Here is a 21,138-nt window from a genome sequence, read left to right as displayed (position 1 = left end):
CACGGGGCGCCACCGGTCGTGTCAGGCGGGCGGCCGTTTCGCCGCCGACGACCCGACAGAAGCGCAACGCAACCGGAGACGGCAGTTTTACGATAGATGGAAGTCAGCACAGGACCTGCGTCATGGAAGAGTACAACCCCGAGCGTGCGCCGGAACCTGAATCGTGGCTCGAACTCGACGAACAGGAACGAATTGTGCTTGTCGAAACGTATCACCGCATCGCGCGAATCAGGCTACCCAATGTCACGGCGCATGCTGCGCTACACGCGATCGTCGAAAACCAGATCGCCCTGAATCTTGAGCCCGTGGTCCGGGCGATGGATCGCCTCGGAAAAGACGGGCTCACGCGACACGACGCGGTGCACGCGATCGGGTCAGTCGTCGCAGAGCATCTGTTTGATATCCTGAAGACGGATCAGAATGACGATGCTGCGACTTCGCAGGCGCGTTATTACGCGGCGGTGGAGCGAGTGACCGCAGCGAGCTGGCGCAAAGGCGGACACTGAGGCCGACCATCGAACTCGCAGCGTGGTTTGAAGCGGGGCAGCGTTTCAAGTTGCGTCGTGCGCATACGCGGAGGGCGCGCGGAAGTGAAGGGCCATATAGTAAGGACTATGTTACCCTTCATTTCGGGACATATTATTAGTTATCTAGTTACTTCGCTCGCACAACTGATTCTGTTACTACTTTTCAACTGAATTTGTTACTACCGCCCGGTGATGCCCGTTGATCAACGTGATCGCCCTCTTTAGTCGGTCCCGTGGCTTGGCCGTGTCTCGTCCGCTACCGCGAGCGCGTGACGATACCCGCTGGCCTTTCTGGCCAGTTTCTCTGCCTCGCTTGAGAACCGCGACGGGCGGTCGCTCAGTTGATAAACAGCTGATAAACCGAGGTGACGGTCGCGGCCATCGGGCTGAGCGGCGGCACGGCCATCGATGTGCATCGCGTTACAAAATTAGTTGCAGGCGGACCGCACAGTAGTAACAAAGTTGGTTGAAGGGAAGCGGGTCGCTTGAGCCTTTCCGACCGGGCAGCCGCGCGAAATGCCGCATCGCGCAACGGTAGTAACAACTTTGCTTGCGCGAGCGATACTTTATTGTCCATATGGGTTTAGGTGCGGGCTGCGTGACGCGGACGGGCAGCCGGCCCGGACGCGGCAGCGCAGGGCGACACCGGCGTCCACACCGCCGTCACCTTGTCGCGCTCAGCGAGGCCCCGGGTGAAACGTGGCGGTGGTTACCTGCGGCTCGTGTAAACCGCGATCACCACCGCGCAACGTGTGCTGCACATTTCGAGGATGTGCGAAGAACTGCTGCGGCTGGTCCGTGAACGCCAGTGGCAGTTGCGCCCCTCACGCGGGGTGCATTGGACGTTGTATTAAGCTGCACCCGGCAGCGATGCCAATTTCTCGCGTCACGCCATACAAATAGCGCCGGATTTGACGTTCACGAGGGAGGCAGCCATAGGCGAGTTGTTGCCGCGAGGGCGGTTTTGCGGGAGGATCTGTCGGCCCCGATTACACTCGCCTCCATGGCCCATCGCCTCGAACTCGTCGCCCTCGCATTGCCCGCCGGCCTCGCGCCGGAATCCCTCCCGTCGCCCGTCGCTCAATTTGTAACGGCTTGCTGGCCTGGCATGAGCCGCGCCCAGCTGCTCGCTCGCGCGCGGTCTCATGGCCTTCGCGTATCGTTGCGCGTGCGACGGGAGCCAGGACCCGAAGATGTGCGATTGTATGCGCTGGTCCTAGTGACCGGGCAGTCGCGGGTCGAGCTCCTGGCCCACGTGCGATGGCTCGCGCACCGCCGTGGCGCGCGACGGGCGAGGGCGTCACGGCCGCCGCTGCGAGACTCGCGACAGCGGGGGCTCTTCTGACGTTGCTGACTCCAGCCGGTGAGGCTTAGGCAGGTGCAAACTGTTGATAAGATGCTTGCGAGCTACGGGTCGATCCGAGGTAGAAGGACTAAAACGACGTTCGCGAGGGGTACATGGAGTACGAGCGAGTACCTGGTCAAGCAGGCCAGATCGAGTTATGGGCGTATCAGTGGGACGTGAGTTCAAAGCCACCAGTCAAGATCGACCGGATCCGGATCGGAACTGAACAGCCGCCCCCACCCCCGGCTCCGGTGTACCAACAGTTGGGCGCTGCGGTCACCTGGTCCTACGGCCGGACTCTGGGCGACATTGCGACGGCGAATCCGGACACGATCCGGGCATTCCCTGCCGGCTTCGGTCAAAACGTCACGATCGGCTGCGAGATCGTGTCGGCAGGCAAGTTTCGCAACGGGAGTCCCCGCTACTGGTGTCGCACGCACCAGAAGCACTGGGGGGTGCGCGCTGATGTGGCGGACGCGGCACGCAACGGCGTGATGCGCTGCGCGCAGCAGTCGCAGCCGATGTGGTACGTCGTCAACCCCACGACGATCGCGCTTGACGAGCACGCGGAGGTGGGCGTCTGGTGCTCCATGCCCGCGGCCTTGACTAGCAGCGGCATGGTTCAGCGTCGTTATCCCCGGATTCACGTGCACGTTCGCGACGAGGTGAATGGGGGGAAAGTGATCGACCAAGACTTCGACGCGTTGACGTTGTCCTTTCAACCCGTGCCCGGGCTTTTCGGCGGCACTCCGATTGATCGCGTCCATGTCACTCCGCCTGCGGCGAAGGAATTCGTGCTGTCGCTGGAGGCAGGGAAGAGTATGTCGTGCTTCAATTGCCATGACTGCGGATCGCCCCATCTCGACCTTGGCGGTTTTTCGAACAGTCCGCACCGGAAGCATCTCTGCGGGAATTGCGGGCGCGATAATACGTGGACGTCGACGCCGAGCATCTCGAACCCGCTTAAACCGTTGCACGACCAGTTCAGTGGCGCATGGCAGTACGTCGACGTGGATCGGGTTCTGAATATCGACAGGGACTATCCGGATGCCCACTTTGCCCTGTGGGCGTCGACGCCTGCTTTGGTGTGGACGGCAGCGCGGCCGCAGGAGCGTGGCATTCACGTGCATCTCGCGAAAGACGGCGAACGGGTCGTCGATGAAACTTTCGGCACGGTGATCTATCAGGGGCGCACTCTCAATCGTGATCAATTGCTAGCAAGGATGATAGAAAACACCTGCAGCATCTGAACGGAGCGACGACGCGTGGCGGTGTCGCCGTCGCGGACTGATCGTGCGATGACGACGCCATGCCCAGCTTCAATACAGCGTGTTGTCTGTCATGTTCTGCCAGAGAATCTTGCGGTCGAGTTTTCGGCCGCGATAGATGACTTCGCCGAACGTATCGTCAACGAGGCGACGGGGACCGTCTCCCTCGTAAATGTGAACATGGATGCCGTGCTCTTGTGGACGGCCGGCGGTCCACAGGACCGCGGGCGTCGAAGACCAGAGATCGAAATGATGTCCAGCGTATTCGTCGAGGTTAATCGAGCGTTCAGGACGGACGTATTCGTTCGCGCGATGGAACTGGTCATGAAGCAACTTGAGCGGTGTCGAAACGATCTTCCCGCCGCTCATCACGCTGTCGTTGCCGCAGTTTCCGCAAAAATGTTTAGAGTGCGGATGGCGCGCGAAGCTTCCAAGGTCCAGATGGGGGTACCCGCACTTCTTGCATGAGACGCAGTCTGTTTCGTTCCCCGCCTCGAGCGACCGGACGAATTCAAACGCCGCCGGAGGGGTGACCTGAATGTGAGTGATTTCGGTGCTCGCAAATAACCCGGTGTCTTGGTTGTAGGAACATACAATCGCGTCAAAATCCCGATCAAGCAGTTTGCGCTCTGCGCCGGCGAAGCGCTTGTGCACGTGAATCATTGGCGGTCGCTTCTCGATTGGACGGCTTGAAAGCGCGGGCGGCAGCGAGCACCAGATGCCGATTTCCTCGAAGTCGTTGAACTCGACAACGAGCGGGTCGACTACGTAGTTCATGGGTATCGCGTGGTTGCTGCAACGGACCTCACCGGTGGGCGGCACGGCCTCCCGGTCGGCGATTGTGCCCCAGTGCATCTGGTGCGTTTTGCAGTACCAGCGCTTTGCGCCGTTTCGGAACTTGCCGCAGGGAATGATGTGGCAGGGCAGGATTGCGTCGTTCCCGGATTTGCCCTCGAAGTGCCCAAATACCTCCTCGGAGCTAACCGCGATGTTGCCAATGGTCCGTCCCGCCGCCCAGCAGATCGCTGACGCAGCCGAGAAGTCACGATGGTCTAGTTCGACTTCGAGATCGTCCTCGTTCCCGCGTTTGCGGATGAACTCCTTCTTGGCCATCCCGGGGCCGGGATTCGACCATTCGCACTCCCATACCTCGACGAGGCCGGTCTCTCGGTTAAGTTTTCGCGAATAGAACATCTTGGTATTTAGCGTGTTTGATTGTGGCCCGGGCCGTCGGCTCCGAAGTGTGCGAACGAGCGGCATTGGAGAACGCGCGTCGCAAGGCGCAACCGCAGATCGTAGTCGGGGTGGCGTCGATTCGCAACCGCGTTCGCGACGCCGCTTGCTAGTGTACCGAGCCGGGGTTACGGTACAGAGCTGCCAGAATTCGTGAATGGTGCGATGTGCTGTTGAAGATATGGGGCATGTTTGTCCAGGGACGCCTCCAAAAGATCGTCGCATCGAGCGCTCGCTTGTCCGCGCCGCTCCGCTGTCACCGCCATTTCTCCGACGGGCAGGAGCTGAACGACGAGTCACTGAAATATGCCACGCAGTTCGGTCCTTCGTCAGCGGGAGGGGTGTGAGCGTCGCAGTCTACAGCAAGTGGTTAAAGACAAAGAGATGGTACAGGTTCTCGCCGCTCGGGAAGGGGTATTCATGGCGGGCGTACCCACCTTTCTCATCGAGAGGCTGAAGCCCGGGCGCCCACGATCTCGGCTGCAATAGATGCGTGCCGCCGACGGGCGACCGGCGCTGGTGACGATAGTGGTCGACCGCAAACCTGAAACAGTGAAGGGTATAGCGCTGGGTCCGCCTGCGACAGCGACCGAAGAATTCAAAGCTGAGCGCCCAGGATGTACGACATGGAACGCGGCCGATACTCACCCCGAAGCCCCTGAGCCTGTTGAAGAGAACAGAGGTTTCTGGCAAAATTCCTAGGAATTCCTGTTGCGAACAACGCAAATGCCTCCGGTCACCCCTATCCAATACACTCAGGACCAGATGCGCGCGTTAACTGGCGTATCCGTTGAGACCGTGCGGCATTGGCGCAAGACGGTGCCTTACCTTGCGTCAAAGACGGGCAAGGCCGCCCGCTTTACGTTTACCGATCTTCTCGGTCTCGCCATCACCCACGAGCTGGTCAGTTCGCTGGGGGTGCATATTGCAGCTGTCAGCGCTGGCGTCGACATGCTGTTTCGGCTGTTGGCCAGCAATAGTGCGTTTGCCCTGAACGGCGCGGTCGCGTTTGTGACCCCCGGCTCGGCGGTGCTCCGCGAAGCCGGTCCCGAGGGAATCGGCTCAGCGCCGGCGCAGGCGACCTTAGCGATCCCGCTCGCCCCGCTTATTCTGCGGCTTCAGCAACACATGCTGCCAATCGTGCCGGTGCCGACGCAGGCGGCATTGCCGTTTCCGCCTGAAGCCGTTCGGAGCAAGGCGTGAGTACTACTGTGCTGGACCAGGTACTCTCTGCGACGGGTTTTTTGCCGGATGGCCGGCCTGCGCCCGGCCTTCTGTTCGGTCCGGAGGCGCAGTCGTCCCGCCGGGGCCGTGTCTTTTTGCCGGACGCCATGTGGCGTAGCGCGTCGTCGCTGACGGTGTATTTCAAGTTCGAGGAAACTGCGCCTGCGGACGACCTGGTGAGCCAATGGCGCCGCGAAGTGTGGAACGAGGGTTTCGCCCCGCTGTTGTGGGTCATCTCACCGCAGCGCATCGACCTGTACAACGGCTTCGGTACGCCGGTGAACGAAGGTGACGCCCAGAAGCATCTGATTCGGCGCTTTGAGAGCGTTGAGACTTCGCTTAAGGAATTAGATGCACTCGTCGGTCGGCTAGCCATCGAAACCGGACAGTTCTGGGCTCATGTGCCGCGCATTGATCGCAAAACCGGGGTCGATCAGCGACTACTGACCGACCTTGGATTTCTTGAACGTGACCTGGTCGCAGGCAGCCTCGCGCGCGGTGCGGCCCAAGCCCTAATCGGGCGTGTGATTTTCACCCAGTATTTGATCGATCGCCAGATCGTCGGCGTGGCACGCCTGAAGAAGCTGTGTGGCCACACAACTTTGCCAGCCGTCATGCGCGACCGGCAGGCAACCGGCAAGCTGTTCGAATGGCTGGCCCAGACGTTCAACGGCGATATGTTTCCACCCTCATCAATCAGGACGACGCCCGCTGGTCACCATCTGGCGCGGGTCGCCGACTTTCTTGATGCCACTGATCCCGAGAGCGGCCAGCGCAGCTTCTTCCCGTACCAGTTTGACGTAATTCCGGTCGAGCTGATCAGCTCGATCTACGAGCAGTTCGCGCACGCTGAGCCCGGAGCAGATGGAATGCGCCCAGAGGCCTTGCGCAACGGCGTGCATTACACGCGCCTGTCCGTAGTTTCGCTGGTTCTCGATGAGCTCATGGATGACCTGTCGGGACGCGAGTCGGTGCTTGATCTAACCTGCGGTTCGGGTGTCTTCCTGGTCGAAGCGCTGCGGCGCCTGGTCCACCTGCGAATGCAGGGTAGAGCGCCTAGCCGAGAAGTGATCCGCTCGACGCTCTACGAGCAGGTCTATGGCGTGGATATCAACGAAGCCGCAATCCGCGTCGCCGCGTTCAGTCTGTATCTGGCGGCGCTCGAACTGGACCCGGACCCGCGAGTATCGCAATCGCTCAAATTTCAGCCGTTGATTGGCCGGAGCCTCTTTGTCGGCGACGCCCGGACCGTCGAGATTCAAGAAGACGGCAAGGCGGCGCTGACAGCGCCTACAGGACTAAAGCGGTTCGACCTCATTGTTGGGAACCCGCCTTGGAGCTTCAAGGGACAAACGGGAACCGAGACAAGGCGCAAGACGAGAGCTGCGGGTGTACCTGCACAGCCTCGTGGAGAAGGGCTGGACTTTGTTTTGCGGGCAGCTGAGTTTTCGCATGAGAAAACACGCTTCGGCGTAATTCTCAGCGCGACAGCATTTTTCAGTCGAAGCGGCACCGGCATGGCAGCGGTACAGCATGTCTTGCGTACCTTGGCCCCGATCACGCTGGTGAATCTATCCAACCTGTGCAACTGGCTTTTTGCGACTGCAATGATGCCAGCGGTAGTCCTCTTCGCACGGCACCGTCCGAGTCAGCGCCCAGATCAGGTCACAGTCGTTCAGATCCCGTGGACTCCCGAGGGTGCGAGAACGCATTCATTCGAGGTGGCGCCTAGTGATGTCATCAAGCTGAGTCTCAGCGAGATCGAAAGGCAGCCGTTGAAATTGAAGGCAGCTGCTGTGGGGCGTCGCCGCGATCTGCTGTTGTTAGACGAACTAGCGTCGACGCACCGAAGCCTAGGTGAACGGCTAGGATCACTCGACACTAGGTTCCGCGACGGGCTAACGCAAGGGAGTCCGGCGAACCAGACGCGCGATGCAAGCGAACTCAACGGTCTGAAGCTGTTGCAGTCCGGTGACATGCAGTATTTTCGCATTTCTGAAGACCTGCGGACATACAATCGATCGGCGGCACAATGGCCGCGTTCGCGGGACACCTACCGAGCGCCTCTGCTGATCGTCAAAGAAATGCTATTGGCGCCGCGGGCCATTGCCGCGGTGGCCCACCGCGACGTTGTCTTTACGGACTCGTTCTTTGCCGTAGCTCTGCCTGCCGCACATGAGCAAACGGCGCACTTACTCGCCGCAGTCCTGAGTTCGGCGCTAGCATCGTGGTTCTTTGGTTTGACGGCAGCAGAGTTCGGTATCTATAAGCGAAAGCTATTGATGCGCGACGTTGGGTTTCTGCCGGTTCCTGATTTAGGTTCCGCTGCAAAGTCGCAAGCTGGAAAGACCTTGGCGCAGTTGGGGAAGACACTGTGCAAGCGCGACATCAACGCGCAGGATTGGATTGCCCTCGACGAAGCGGTATTCGATCTGTATGGCTTGGGCGACATGGACCGAGTCCTCGTTCGGGACGGACTTGAGCGTGCCGGATGGCAATGGGAGGCTGGCCGTGAATGGTCTATGGTGAACTCTGACACACGGCTTGAGGTGGCACGGTACGCGAAGACCTTCCTCACCGTTATGGCCGGTTGGCTCTCGGTTCGAAACAAGCGACATATGCGCGCCGAACTGATCGATGTGCCAAACGGTTCGGCCCTGCGTGTTGTGCGCTTTGTCCTCGAAGATGGCCCCGGTGATGCCGACGTGAGCGTGGTGACACCACGCGGCGATCTGAGTGACGTGCTGACAAGGATCGGCAGAAGCCTGAAGGTCAAGATCGCCACAGCGCTGACTGGGCAGCGGGAATTGAGAGTGCATGGGCGCAACGAAGTTGTGATCATCAAACCAGCGGCGCGGCGTTACTGGATGAACGCTGCGGCGCTGGAAGATGCCGATGCGGTAATCGCGGAAAGTTTTTCTGGGGGCCGCGCTTGAGAATTCCGTATGAGACGCCTCCTGCCATAGGCAGGGAGTTCATCGAGCTTTCGCCCGAGGTTGTGGCAGTCATTCTGTTGACTGTCGCCGCGGGTTGGCAGCGGGCAAGTGTCGCTGAGGACGTGAACGCCAATGCGGGTGAGGTGCTCATGACGGAGCGTTTACGTGATGGGATGCGAGCAGCGCTGAAAAGCTCTCCATGGAAGTTGATCGTACTGCCAGGTACAGAGTCGCGATCCAAACCAAATGTAGTACTGCCGGACGGACGAACCGATATTCCGCTGATGTTGATCGAAATTTTCCTGCGTTCGGAGGAACATGACCCGCATGCGATCATCGAATGCAAACGCATTGCCGGGTCCGATACGCATCTATGCCGCGAGTACGTCGTTGAAGGCATGGATCGATTCATCCAGGAAAAGTACGGAGAGAATCACGCCGTAGGCTTCATGGTGGGGTACGTTCTAGCCGGCTCTGATTCGGAATCCGCCGATGGCGTCAATGCATATTTGAAGCGTGCTTCGCGTAGCGGAGACCGTCTCGCCGCAGGCGACAGCGGCGGCAGCCCTGGGCTCAGCTGGAAAAGTCGCCACACTCGCTCCACACGGTCGATCTCGATCGATTTGCACCATGCATTCCTCGGTTTTCCGGTTACACAGGCGTAACGTCTCAAGACTCGCATTAGTAGTGACCTAACATTCATCAACGCCCCTCCAATGAGCGCCAGAAGCATTGGTGTTTTTGAAACTGTGCTTCCGCGAGGCGCGCATGCATGGGCCTTCAATGCCGCAGCAAGGAACCTCTCACCTTGGCGCCGCAAGGGGCGGTCCTGCCCGCCTGAACGGAATTGACCCCGAAGCCTACCTGCAACTGCCGGCTGAGATCGTGGAGCGACGAGGGCTTGCGGCAAGGAAAATAAAAAACCCGAAGCGCCGTACACAGTAATACTTCCGCGTTATGGCTTGATGACATTGCCCAAGTTGTGTAATGAAATGCGGCTATTATGGTCCTCCACAGGGCGGTGTGCCATTCACGTCATCTGGCTTCAGTCGGCGTGAAAGCAGAGAGGTAGATGGAAAAGCCAGCGTTGGTTCAGGCCGGCGTCGTAGCACGTCCCGGATCAAAGGCAGTGTGACGGGTAATTATCGGTCATGTGGTGCTAGCCAGCTCTTTGGCCAGTGCGCGCTGACGGGATATGCCCGGAGACAGGCGGCTTCCCTGAAAGGGCTGAGATTGCGATCGCCGCATTGATGGCGATCAATCGTGTGGAGTTGCGATGCAGGCCGCCGTGAGCAGAAGTCGCGAAGTGCGGTCACGCAGATGGTGAGCGTTGCACCACGACGCACTATCGACTGGAAAGACCGGGTCTCCAAGGTAGTACGCCGATGCGCAGACGAGTTTGGTCAGCCAGATACTGAACGTCCCGTGCGGTCGATGGGTGTGCCCAACAGATGCGAGAGAGATTGGGCATGCGAGAGCAGCCGTTCAGCGATCTCTTCGATCCGGTCCTGATCCATGCGAACGCTGGGACCGAAGACACCTATTGAACCCGCCACTCCGCCACCGTGATCGAAAAACGGTACCGCGATAGCAACCGCACCAGCGATCAGCTCATTGCGACTGACTGCATACCCAAGCTTTCGGACAGAGGCAAGTTTCTTCGCGAGTTCTTTCGGCTCGAAATCAAGCCCCTCGCAATAGCTGGCGAGTTCTTCGATAGATGGGTTCATCCAGGCCAGGAGTGCGCGGCCGCTTGCACCCCGAACGATTTTCTCGCTGTAACCCACACCACGTCGGAACGATAGCGGTTGTAGGCTGGGCATCTCTGCGACGCAGATCCGAACTGAACCTTGCGGTACGAATAGCGCAACTGTTTCCCCGGTCTCCTCCCAGATTGCACGAAGGACCGGCTGGGCAAGCGCGGCGACGTCGAGACTTGATGACCAGGCCCATGCGAGGCGCCCTACGGCTGGTCCGAGCCTGAAGCGCTGCGGGTCGCCCTCTGCAATAACGAAACCGCTTTGCTCCAGGGTGTAAAGCAGCCTGTACAGAGTGGGTCTGCTCAGATCGACCCGTTTAAGAAGCTCTCCGACGGTAAGGTCGCGATCGCTATCTCCGAAGGCCAGCAATATGTCCAGCGCGCGCTCCACTGCGCGCACTCCATCCCCGCCTTTTTCCTTCTCCACGACTTCAGCCATCTGGTTCTCACAGAAATGTTCAGCGATAGCGCCCATGTTACCCGTTCGCCTGGTGGACACCAAACTTAGGAAATCCCCCGCTTGACATCCCGTCTCAAGTTCGTAGAATGGACTCAAATATCACAGAACGAACACAAATGCTGTGTGAGCCTGAAGGAGACGCTGATGAAAGCCCCGCAAAGCCCCGCCAATCGTCTGGTCGAATTGCTGCGCAAGCTGGTTGAGCGCGCGGACGATCGGATCGTCCGTGCAAGCCGGCCCGCAGGTTGTGCGTCAGCAGACTCCCGAGCCATTTCCGTCCCTTTTGTCTGCCCCTGGTCTGGACTCGTGATCGGGTCATGAGTCCGTGTCTGCAATCCAGAAAGGAAGTAAGAGCATGAGCAAGATCCCCGTTACGTTGCTGTTCTCGGACGGCGTCACGCACAAAATCGAGGTGGAGCCGGGTGGCAAGCTTCTGGACGCTGCAGCCGAAGCAGGATGGAGATTGCTGACCGACTGCTCCAACGGTCAGTGCGGTACCTGTTCCGGTCAATGCGTGTCAGGCCAGCTCGATCTGGATGATTACGATCCCAGCGTTCTTCCTGACGACGAGCGCGAAGACGGCGCGGTCCTGTGCTGCGTAGCACGTGTGAATGAGCCTGCGATCGTTGAACTGCCCTACGAGTCTTCAGAGATCGGCTCGGACGAACCACCGACCCAGCAGGGGAAGGTGGTGTCGGTGGCGAGGATCGCGGAAGAGACCGTGCGCCTTGACATTGAAGTTTCCGAGCCAGTCTGCTTCCTGCCTGGCCAATACGTGCGGATGCGTCCCGCGGGGCAGGCAGAGTGGCGCTCGTATTCAATGGCGAACGAAAACGGACAGACCCGTCTGGTGTTTTTTGTGCGCATGGTTGAAGGCGGTGTGTTTTCAACCTGGCTGTCGAAGGCAGAGGTGGGCAACGAGATCGAAGTCAGCGCGCCGCGCGGCAGTTTCTTTTTGCGTGCCGATGCGTGTCCGAGACTCTTCGTCGCCGGCGGTACCGGGCTTGCCCCGTTCCTCGCAATGCTGCGAGCCATCAGGAGCGGCGGATATCAATCTGCACCGACGCGCCTTCTGGTCGGCGTGCGTAGCGGAGCGCATCTATTCGCCCAGCAGGAAATCGACGCCATCAAAGCCGGGTTTCCCGAACTGGAGGTTCAGTACGCGGCTGAGAAAGATGCGCCTCCGGGGTGCCATGAAGGGTATGGAACCGATCTGATCGCGGGCCTGGACGTCGACCCGAAAACTCAGGTGTATCTCTGCGGGCCGCCGCCGATGGTCGAGGCCGGTCGCGAAGCAATGGCAAAAGCAGGGTTGCGAAAAGGCGATGCACTCTGCGAGCGGTTCGCATAACGAGAACTGGACTACAAACTTCAAAACCTAAAGGTGACAGGCATGAATTACGATTCGATGATCGACGCGGATCACGGGATGATCAGTCGTGAGATTTTTTCGGAGAAAGCGGTTTTCGACGAAGAGCTCGAGAAGGTCTTCACGCGCGCCTGGCTTTTCGTTGGTCACGAAAGCCAGATTCCGAATCCGGGCGACTACTTCACATCCCGTATGGGCGCCGAGTCGGTGATCCTGGCGCGTGACAAGAAACAGCAGATCCACGTGTTTCTGAATTCGTGCCGACATCGTGGCATGAAGGTCTGCCAGTACGATCACGGCAATACACAGCTCTTCACGTGTCCGTATCATAGCTGGAGCTACACGACCGAGGGCAAGCTGTTCGGTGTCCCCCAGTACAAGAACCTCTACCAGGAATGCCTGCAGAAGGAAGACTGGTCGCTGATCGAAGTGGCCAAAATCTACAACTACAAGGGAACAATCTGGGCAACGTGGGACAAGGATGCACCTGACTTCCTGACTTATCTCGGCGATGCCCGTACGCACCTCGATCTGGCGCTTGATGGCCGGGACGGTTCGGAAGGCGGCTCGGAAGTCCTGATGGGTGTCCACAAGTGGATCATCCCTTGCAACTGGAAGTTTGCAGCGGAGAACTTCCTCGGCGATACCTACCACAATGTCAGCCATCGCTCGGTCGATCTGATCGGTATCGGACCGAGCGCTGAAGCCGGCGTTAAAGGCCGACGGGACAACGAACTCGAACATGCGCAGCACATCTGGGTAAATTTCCCGAGCGGACACGGCGTACATAGCGCGATCATGCCGGAGAACACTCCGTTCGTGGACACGTTCCAGAACAACCCGGTCGTTGCTGAGTATTTCCGTCATTGTCACGAGGAGCGTCAACGCCGACTGGGCGACAAGTCGCGCCTTGTTCCATTCGTCGGGACCATTTTCCCGAACGCCTCGTTCCACGGAAAGCAGCCACGCTCGATCTGCGTCTGGCATCCGCACGGTCCACAGGCTACCGAAGCCTGGCGCTTCTTCCTCGTTGATAAAGCTGCGCCGCAGGAAGTGAAGGATTTCCTGCGCAAATACTACATGCGGTATTCGGGCCCCGCAGGCATGACGGAGCAGGATGACATGGAAAACTGGAACTATGCGACGGCAGGTAGCCGCGGTGTCATCGCGAAGCGCTATCCGTACAACTACCAGCAGTCGCTTGGGACGGCGCTGGCTGCGGGCGAAGGCCCGGTTGCCGGCAACGTCAGCCTGCAGGTCAGTGAAGAGAACCCGCGACAGTACTACCGCCGCTGGCGCGATTACATGAATGGCGCCGACTGGGAAACGCTCCTCGGTCAGCGGGATCAGGTAGCGGCCACGGCCGTTCAGGGTTAAGGGCACAGTCATGCCAGTCACTATCGTAACCGGGGGCACCTTCGGCCTGGGCCAGACCATAGCAGTTGATCTGGCGCGCCGCGGCCATAAGGTCGTGGCGTTCGGCCTGCGCAGCGCCCAGGTATCCAGTATGGCCGAGGGTTTTGATTCGATCCTGGCGGAGATTGAAAGCAGTGGCCTGTCCGATTCCATTGACATCCTTGATGCGGATGTTTCGGATGAAAGCGCTGTGCAATCGGTCGTCGAACACGCACTGGGAAAGCACGGACGAATTGATGGGCTTGTGAACAACGCCGCCATCGGACCGCTAGGAACCGTCCTGACGACCGATGGGGCGACGTTCGACCGCATTCTTGCTGTCAATGTACGTGGCACATATCTTTGCTGCCGCCACGTGATCCCCCACATGTCGAAGGCCGGTGGAGGATCGATTGTGAACATCGGTTCCGGCGCCGGTTACGGAAAGCCCAACATGGCTGCTTATGCCAGTTCAAAGGGCGCCATGCAGGCGTTGACCATGGCAATGGCATATGACCATTTTGAAGACCATGTCCGTGTGAATCTTGCCATTCCTGGCGGTGGCGGCATCGTGTCGGGCATGAGCATCGGCCGGTTCAATGGCGATGAGGCGCTCTTTAAAAGCCGGAACATTTCGGGAACGGTGGCCGGTCGCGCTGTTGACGGGCACGACCTTGCGAACGCAGTGGCGTTTCTTCTATCGGACGAGGCAGCGACGATCTCGGGAACGGTAATCGACGTCGGCTGCTTCTTCCATCAGGGTGGTCCTCTCGGCCGTAAATAACGAATGCATGGATGGAGCAAACAAAATGACTGAACTCGCAACTGAAGTTGAAGCAGTGCAGCAAATCGAAAAACCTCGCATCGTTCGCGACGCGAAGTATTACGAGATCAAACGGGAAATCGAAGAGCATCTGTACGACGAAGCAGAGATGCTCGACGAACGGCGATTTCGCGACTGGCTCGACACGCTCGCGGAGGATCTCGTGTATTTCATGCCGATGACCTACAACGTGAAGTTCGGCGATCACGAAAAGCGGGAGCGGACCAGCATTGAAAAGGACATGAGCTGGTTCAACGAAGGCAAGTGGACGCTGACCAAGCGCGCTGAACAGATTCTGACGGGTGTGCATTGGGCAGAAGAGCCGCTGTCGCGACTCTGCCGGCTTGTATCGAACGTCCAGCTCAAGGCAATTCGCGAGAATGGGAAGGGCGAGCAGGAAGTGAGCGTCTCCAGTCGCTTTGTCACCTATCAGAACCGGTGCGAGTACGAAGAATATTACTTCGCAGGTGCTCGTCATGACATATTCCGCCGCGTTGGCGACACCTGGAAACTGGCACGTCGCGAGATTCATCTCGGTCAGACGGTGTTGCTGGCCAAGAACCTTACGATTTTCTTCTAAGGGGGAGCATCATGATCAACTTCATGGATCTCAAGGCCGGTCAACGACTGAAGCTGAAGCAAGGGGTCCTTGCCGAGGTAGTCGAAAACCTCGGGGACGGCATCTGGGTACAGGTGCGGTATCTGGAAGCGCCGGAGTCTCCGACCCTGGTCGGAACGGAAGAGCTTTGCCATTGCGAAGAGGCCGTTGGACTTGCCTGAGCGCTAGCAAGCTGCATACGCCGTCGACCGGCAAGAAGAGGTGCGGAGGGTGCGAGCCGGCGCGGCGCGGCCTTGCCGGGGTTCCCCAATGGACAGCCTGGGTCGCACACTATTGACTCGTGGATGCGCTCCCACCCACTTTCAGTTCAGCCGCAGCGTTCACTAGGTGAGCGATGCGGCTTTCTTTTCGCGCGATCGCGCAAACTCCGGTCTCCCTGTTATCCATCGCTCATCTGCTGAGTGAACCGACGCTGCTACCGTCGCAAGCCTTCATCGACGACCAGTGGGTCGACGCTTGCAAGGGCGAAAGTTTCGATGTGTCCGATCCTGTCACCGGAGTCGTGATAGCAGCAGCGCTCTGGATGGGTGAGGTCGAAACCAGGCAGGTTATTCATGCCGCTCACGATGTCTGGCCAGCACGGAGGCAGATGACTGCTCGCGAGAGAGGTTCTGTCCTCAAGAAATGGGGTGAGGTGCGTCTGTCAAACATTGACGTGCGAATGGCAGTTGTGGGCGAGGAAACGTTCGGGCCGTTGGCACCATTCTTCCGATTTTCGCCCAAAGAGGAGATCGTCGCTCGTGCTAACGGTACGGAGTACGGGTTGGCCGTATACTTTTTCAGCCGGGATGTTGCCCGTGTCTGGCGTGTCGCGGAAGCGCTGAAGTATGGAATGGTCGGCATCAACACGGAACTGCCTTCGAACGAACCAGGCCCTTTCGGTGGCGTCAAGCAGTCCGGGATAAGTCGCGAAGGATCGCATTACGGTATGGGTGACTACACCGTGATCGATCACTGGCGTCTTGGCGGTCTGTGAGTCGTAGTGATGTCATCAGGACTTGAAGATCGGTGGGGCGACAAAGTCGCCCCTTACGCCGGGTTAGAAGAGGTGGTTGATACCGATGGCGACGCCCGTCTGGTTCGCGCCCGCGACAACGCCTGTTCCGAATCCTGCGACGCCGAGGTTGGACCCATTGCTGTTCTTGACGTAGTTCACTTCCGCGTACAGGTTTGTACGCTTTGAAAGCAAGTATGCCGCATTGATGCCGAAGTCAATGGGATGCTGGCTTGCAGTGGTGATATCGGTATAGTACGTTGCCGCAGACATCGAGAAAGCAGGAGTGAATCGATACTGCAGGCCGCCGTAATACATGTTTGAGTGTGCGGCTGTTGCTGGGACCGAACTGTTGAACCACTTGTAGCCAGCGAAAATCTTCAGCGCTGGAAGAGCCTGATAGTAGGCGCCGACCACGAGTCGCTGTTCCTTGTCGCTCTGCGTTACAGTCGAAGTGCCGCGACGCAAATCGTATGCAACCGCCATGAGGAAAGGTCCTGTTGCGAACGAAGAGCCGAGGCTCGCCTCCTGCCCGACCCGGAATTCACCTGGCACCTGGCCACCATTTGCGATCGTCGCGTCGTAGCCGGTACTGAAAAGCGCGTCGACAGAAAATGGCCCAAGGTTAGCGAAATACTTGACCGAGTTATCCACGCGGTTGGCGTATTGCGCGTCCTGGGTGGCAAGCGACCAGCTAAAGTAAGACAGAGGGTCAAGCGCGAAGAAGTAGTCGTAGATGACAGTCTTCTGGCGACCGAACGTCAGAGTCCCGTACGCTGATTGCAATCCGACGTACGCCTGTCGACCGAAGAGACGTCCTCCCTGCTGCAAGGTGCCGTTGGCGACACTGAAGCCGTTTTCCAGATTGAAAATAGCTTTGAAACCGCCCCCCAAGTCTTCCACACCTTTGAACCCGAAGCGGTCAGCGGCTTCGCCACCTGACAGAAATTGAGTTGCGGCGTGGTTTTTCCCGTTGACGCGGCCGGCGTTGGTCACGTACGAGACGCCGCCGTCGACGATGCCGTAAAGGGTGACGTTGGATTGAGCGAACGAGCACGTTGCAAACAGACCTACGGATGCGGCGAGCACTGATTGAAGCAGAACATGAGTTCTGGCCAATTTCATGCGTACCTCCTTTTGTTGTAAGTTAGGATAACGTAATACAAATATTGAGAGTTGGAAAAATGCTGGCTCCGGTTGCGGGGGCGACCGGAGGGGAGAGACGGATTTTGCCTAGTTGCCCATTGCGGAAGGCGCGGATCTCCTGCCCGGTGAAGTTTCCTGAGCGGCGGAGCCGCCGTGCAGGTTCACGAAGACGAGCAGCACTGCACCAACAACCGGGCCGGCGGCCAGCGTTACGAGTGCCATGAAGAAGGAATGGGTAGATGCGTATACCTGGCCAACGACAATCGGCGCCACTGCGCTGCCGGACTGCCATACGGCGTTAGTCAGACCAGCCGCGGCCCCTGCGAACTTGACGCCTGAAGCCTGCGTTACCTGCGCGATAAGCACGGGGGTATATCCAAACGCAACAGCGCCGAGGAACGGTGCGACCATGTAGAACTGGGTAACCGTGGAACACTGTCCGAACACGAGAAGCATCAGGGCGAAGCACACCAGCACTACGATTGCCAGCAGTTTGGTACGTCCACGCAGAAGGTCAGATCCCCAACCGAGTAGCGGCTTCGCGATTACTGCCCCCACCCCGAAAAGCGCGGATATCGAGCCTGCGACGACGGGAGCAATACCGTATTGCCTGGTCATGAGTGCGTTCCCCCACGCGCCGAAGCCAACAGTTGCCCAAAGCGCACCGCAACCTGCAAACGCAAGCAGAACAAGGTTTCGGTTTTTTATCAGTTCTCCCACTTCGCTTCCGGAAATGCGTACTGTAAGAGATTTCAGTGGGCTATCCCTCAGCGCGACGAGACAGACAATTGCCCACAGGAAAGTGGTGATCCCAAGCGCCCTGAACGCCGTCTGCCAGCTGAACACGTTTGCGAGGGTAGGGACTGTCGCGTTAGCAATGACCAGCGCGAGCGAAGTTGCCGTCGTGTACAAGCCAATGGCACGGCCACGATCTTTTCCAAACCATGCCGTTATGATTTTCACGCCGGCAGAATAGTCAGCGCCAGCAGCGATACCCATCACGAACTGGATCGCAAAGCCGACTGTCAGGTTGTGGGTGAAACTGAAACCGAAGGTCGCAATCCCGAGCGGGATCATTGCCCAAACCAGCGTACGCTTCCCCCCGATCGTGTCGGTGATGAGGCCACCAGTAACGTTGGCGAGGACGTAGCCAATATAAAACGCTGTAACGAAGGCACCCAGCAGCGCAACCGATATTCCGAGAGAATGGCCGACGGGAGCAGCGACGGTACTCCATGCTACGCGGTCAACATAACTGAGCAGAAACGCAATCCAGACAACAAACAGAACGACCCAACGATATGCGGGTGGTCTCTGCTCGGCCGCATAGGTTGAGTCCAGACGGACAGTGCCGCCGGCCGGGGTTTGGGATGTCTCCATTATTTCGTCCTGTGCGTCTCGAATACATAGTTGATTGAGCAGCTGAATCAGTCACTGGGAACGCCGTTTGATAAAAGAGGAATGCTGACGGGCGTCAGAAAGTTCCTTTTAGGATTGTCCGACAGATGGACTGGCTTCTCATTTGTAAATAGTATCCAACGTGACGCATCATCTGTCACGTCGGGTTTACGTGATGGAAATTCAATCCGACAGATGGACATATGCGGATGATACGAAGTGATCCGTTGGTCGCCCTTGAGCGGACGCAATGACGGGTGGTCTCAATTGGCGTCGCGCCATGCCGCTATGAAACCCCGGGGAGCGCGGCGGTCAGGGGAAGACGTGTTCCTCAAAAGATCGGCTGAAAGTCCCGCTCGTGGATATATCTCTGGAACAGGGTAGGCAACGGCTGGGCCAACCCGTGGATGGCATGGAACATTGACTCTTGCGTCATCTTTCGCTCGTGATCACGACTTTCTAGACGCATGCGAAGCGGTACAGTGAGGTGCGATTGCTGCAGGGTGAGCGCTGCATGGGATACGCGACAGGAGCCGTTCACCGGCGAAGGCAACATCTGGAGGGAGCCCGCATCGCCCAAACTTGGCACCGCCGGGCGCAGTCCAGATATCAATCGATGCCCGCGCCCGGTCGTACATGCGCTTCCTGGACAGGCGAACCGGGCCCCTCGCAGAATGGGCCCGAGCGTTGGCCAGCCGGCGTCATTCGAACGTCGTCGCATGCGCGGTGGCCAACAAACTGGCCCGAATCGCATGGGCAATAGTCGCCCGACACACTAGCTTCAACGCAGAACCAACGGCCTTACCCGCCTGAACCTTTAGAAGAGACCCATCAACACCTCGGCTTTTGCGACGCCTGACACTGATGACGGGAACGGCACACCGGCCTGCGGAAAACCCCGGGAAGTAAAGAGGCTTAAGAAGCCGCACAACTTTATGGGGGCTGCAGGCCCGGACTTCATCATGGCGCGGGGCTCAGCCCTAACCAACGACGCCGGATAGATTTAGGCAAGCCAACCTGTCCTCACGCACATGGGGTTGCAAATCTGGGGCGGACCATAGATTTACTTCGCTCTACGGCTGCCGAGGCTCATCCCGTTGGTTCGGCGCGGGTCCCAAGCGCCAACGTGCAGTGCGCGCAGCCAGTTCAGGTCGGTTAGAGCCTTTTGCAAGATTTTCCGCAGGGGCCAAGGTCAGTGCTCCTTTCCTCCCGAAAGACACGAAAACTAGAGCAACTGCTTGCGTGAAACTTCTTGCGAAACACCGCTTTGCCAACGCGGTCTCGGCCGAGAACATGAAAAGAATGTTTGCACAGATCAGACCTCGGCTATCACCCTCAGCCGGCTGCTTCATTATGAGCTCCTTACCAGCACCTTCGCTCATTAGAGGGTTAGTGCACGGCCCATTGAATCGTGCTTACGTCGATTCCCTCGTTATGTAGTTCCCACAACGGGCTTAGTTCGCGCAGTTTGGTCACGGTCTCCGTCACCTGTCGGATAACTGAGAGCACCTCCGCCTCGGTTGTGAAACGTCCAAGAGTAAAGCGGATCGAGCTGTGCGCGAGTTCATCGCTCCGCCCAAGTGCCCGAAGAACGAAAGAGGGCTCCAACGACGCCGATGTACACGCTGAGCCGGACGAAACGGCGACGCCCTTCACACCCATGATTAGGGATTCGCCTTCGACATAGTTGAAACTAACATTTAAGTTGTGCGGAACACGGCGGTCCAGACTGCCGTTCACATACGTCTCCTCCAATGCTCTCAGTCCGTCGAGTAAAAGGTCACGTAACGCGCCGACTCGTTCAGCTTCGTCGTGAAGTTCCAGCTTCGCCAGTCGAAAAGCTTCGCCCATCCCTACAATTTGGTGCGTCGGGAGAGTCCCAGATCGCATGCCGCGTTCATGCCCCCCGCCGTGAATTTGGGCTTCGATCCGCACCCGTGGCTTCCTTCGAACATAGAGAGCGCCGACACCCTTTGGACCGTAGACTTTATGAGCCGTCACGGTCAGCAGATCGGCCTTCAGCGTTGACAGATCAATCGGGATTTTTCCTGCGGCTTGGACTGCGTCACAGTGGAAAAGGATCGCGCGCTCGCGGCAGAGTTCCCCTATCTCATGGACAGGCTGAATCGTTCCGATCTCGTTGTTTGCCATCATTATTGAGACCAAGATAGTGTCCGGCCGCAAGGCCGAGCGTAGGTCATCCAAATCAATGATGCCATCGTCTTTCACATCAAGATAGGTCACCTCGAACCCCTGTCGTTCCAATTCGCGGCACGTGTCTAGTACGGCTTTGTGTTCCGTCTTTTGCGTGACGATGTGTTTTCCGCGTCCCCGATAGAAAGTTGCGGCCCCCTTAATGGCGAGATTGTTACCTTCGGTGGCGCCCGACGTCCAAATGATTTCCCTGGGATCGGCGCCGAGCAGCGCTGCGACGTGTCCACGCGCGTTTTCGACAGCTTCCTCTGCCTCCCAGCCGTAGGCGTGGCTGCGAGAGGCCGGATTACCGAAGCTTTCCGTTAAATATCGCGTCATGACGTCGGCGACTCGAGGATCAACGGGTGTGGTCGCACCGTAGTCCATGTATATCGGTCGCAATGAAGAAAGCACATGTCTCATGTGAGAGCTCCGGGTTGGGGCAAAAA

Annotated in this window: 15 protein-coding genes and 2 pseudogenes; 12 read left to right on the top strand and 5 right to left on the bottom strand. The window is 58.5% G+C overall.

Features of this window, described 5'->3' with window-relative positions:
- Window positions 1-122 precede the first annotated feature (122 nt).
- Window positions 123-506, top strand: coding sequence for a hypothetical protein (locus ACFSNN_RS38580; protein ID WP_134466303.1), 384 nt, complete (start codon window positions 123-125; stop codon window positions 504-506).
- 1,479 nt (window positions 507-1,985) lie between these two features.
- On the top strand, window positions 1,986-3,122 hold the full coding sequence (locus ACFSNN_RS38575) for a hypothetical protein (RefSeq protein ID WP_134466305.1): 1,137 nt from the start codon (window positions 1,986-1,988) through the stop codon (window positions 3,120-3,122).
- Between the two features lie 69 nt (window positions 3,123-3,191).
- On the opposite strand, the gene ACFSNN_RS38570 is transcribed toward ACFSNN_RS38575, so the two are convergent.
- Window positions 3,192-4,253, bottom strand: a complete 1,062-nt coding sequence (locus tag ACFSNN_RS38570; RefSeq protein WP_208949656.1) for a hypothetical protein — start codon at window positions 4,251-4,253, stop codon at window positions 3,192-3,194.
- 846 nt (window positions 4,254-5,099) lie between these two features.
- On the opposite strand from ACFSNN_RS38570, the gene ACFSNN_RS38565 reads away from it, so the two are divergent.
- Genes ACFSNN_RS38565 through ACFSNN_RS38555 form a run of 3 tightly spaced genes read left to right on the top strand, consistent with a single transcriptional unit; the run spans window position 5,100 to window position 9,198 of the window.
- Window positions 5,100-5,576, top strand: coding sequence for a MerR family transcriptional regulator (locus ACFSNN_RS38565; RefSeq protein ID WP_134466307.1), 477 nt, complete (start codon window positions 5,100-5,102; stop codon window positions 5,574-5,576).
- Window positions 5,573-8,533: an HsdM family class I SAM-dependent methyltransferase gene (locus tag ACFSNN_RS38560; protein WP_134466308.1), complete on the top strand. Its 2,961-nt coding sequence runs from the start codon at window positions 5,573-5,575 to the stop codon at window positions 8,531-8,533. Before ACFSNN_RS38565 ends, ACFSNN_RS38560 begins: the two co-directional genes overlap by 4 nt.
- A complete protein-coding gene (locus ACFSNN_RS38555; protein ID WP_244323252.1) occupies window positions 8,530-9,198 on the top strand; it encodes a hypothetical protein in 669 nt (222 codons plus the stop codon). The genes ACFSNN_RS38560 and ACFSNN_RS38555 overlap by 4 nt, the downstream gene beginning before the upstream one ends.
- Before the next feature lie 738 nt (window positions 9,199-9,936).
- Here the strand turns inward: ACFSNN_RS38555 and ACFSNN_RS38550 are convergent.
- A complete protein-coding gene (locus tag ACFSNN_RS38550) occupies window positions 9,937-10,767 on the bottom strand; it encodes an IclR family transcriptional regulator (protein WP_134466309.1) in 831 nt (276 codons plus the stop codon).
- Window positions 10,768-11,107: 340 nt separating this feature from the next.
- On the opposite strand from ACFSNN_RS38550, the gene ACFSNN_RS38545 reads away from it, so the two are divergent.
- The 6 genes and pseudogenes from ACFSNN_RS38545 to ACFSNN_RS38520 form a co-directional block, all read left to right on the top strand.
- Window positions 11,108-12,103 (top strand): 2Fe-2S iron-sulfur cluster-binding protein, encoded by a 996-nt coding sequence (locus tag ACFSNN_RS38545; protein WP_134466310.1) that lies wholly within the window; start codon window positions 11,108-11,110, stop codon window positions 12,101-12,103.
- 42 nt (window positions 12,104-12,145) lie between these two features.
- On the top strand, window positions 12,146-13,498 hold the full coding sequence (locus ACFSNN_RS38540) for an aromatic ring-hydroxylating oxygenase subunit alpha (protein ID WP_134466311.1): 1,353 nt from the start codon (window positions 12,146-12,148) through the stop codon (window positions 13,496-13,498).
- A gap of 10 nt (window positions 13,499-13,508) precedes the next feature.
- The gene (locus ACFSNN_RS38535) at window positions 13,509-14,300 is read left to right on the top strand and encodes an SDR family NAD(P)-dependent oxidoreductase (protein WP_134466312.1); all 792 of its coding nucleotides are present in this window, start codon (window positions 13,509-13,511) and stop codon (window positions 14,298-14,300) included.
- A 25-nt stretch (window positions 14,301-14,325) separates the two neighbouring features.
- The gene (locus tag ACFSNN_RS38530; protein WP_134466313.1) at window positions 14,326-14,919 is read left to right on the top strand and encodes a 3-phenylpropionate/cinnamic acid dioxygenase subunit beta; all 594 of its coding nucleotides are present in this window, start codon (window positions 14,326-14,328) and stop codon (window positions 14,917-14,919) included.
- 11 nt (window positions 14,920-14,930) lie between these two features.
- On the top strand, window positions 14,931-15,119 hold the full coding sequence (locus ACFSNN_RS38525) for a hypothetical protein (RefSeq protein WP_134466314.1): 189 nt from the start codon (window positions 14,931-14,933) through the stop codon (window positions 15,117-15,119).
- Window positions 15,120-15,598: 479 nt separating this feature from the next.
- Window positions 15,599-15,934, top strand: a pseudogene (locus ACFSNN_RS38520) (aldehyde dehydrogenase family protein); the annotation flags it as partial.
- A gap of 63 nt (window positions 15,935-15,997) precedes the next feature.
- Here ACFSNN_RS38520 and ACFSNN_RS38515 read toward each other — a convergent pair.
- Window positions 15,998-17,077 (bottom strand): porin, encoded by a 1,080-nt coding sequence (locus ACFSNN_RS38515; RefSeq protein ID WP_134466316.1) that lies wholly within the window; start codon window positions 17,075-17,077, stop codon window positions 15,998-16,000.
- A 108-nt stretch (window positions 17,078-17,185) separates the two neighbouring features.
- The gene (locus tag ACFSNN_RS38510; RefSeq protein WP_134466317.1) at window positions 17,186-18,478 is read right to left on the bottom strand and encodes an MFS transporter; all 1,293 of its coding nucleotides are present in this window, start codon (window positions 18,476-18,478) and stop codon (window positions 17,186-17,188) included.
- A gap of 642 nt (window positions 18,479-19,120) precedes the next feature.
- Here ACFSNN_RS38510 and ACFSNN_RS38505 point away from each other — a divergent pair.
- Window positions 19,121-19,309 (top strand): annotated as a pseudogene (locus ACFSNN_RS38505) (IS110 family transposase); the annotation flags it as partial.
- A gap of 576 nt (window positions 19,310-19,885) precedes the next feature.
- Here ACFSNN_RS38505 and ACFSNN_RS38500 read toward each other — a convergent pair.
- Window positions 19,886-21,112, bottom strand: a complete 1,227-nt coding sequence (locus ACFSNN_RS38500; protein WP_134466318.1) for an IscS subfamily cysteine desulfurase — start codon at window positions 21,110-21,112, stop codon at window positions 19,886-19,888.
- Window positions 21,113-21,138 lie beyond the last annotated feature (26 nt).

This window comes from Paraburkholderia dipogonis (assembly GCF_042680985.1).
GTDB classification, from domain to species: domain Bacteria; phylum Pseudomonadota; class Gammaproteobacteria; order Burkholderiales; family Burkholderiaceae; genus Paraburkholderia; species Paraburkholderia phytofirmans.
This window is presented reverse-complemented; position numbering and strand designations above follow the sequence as displayed.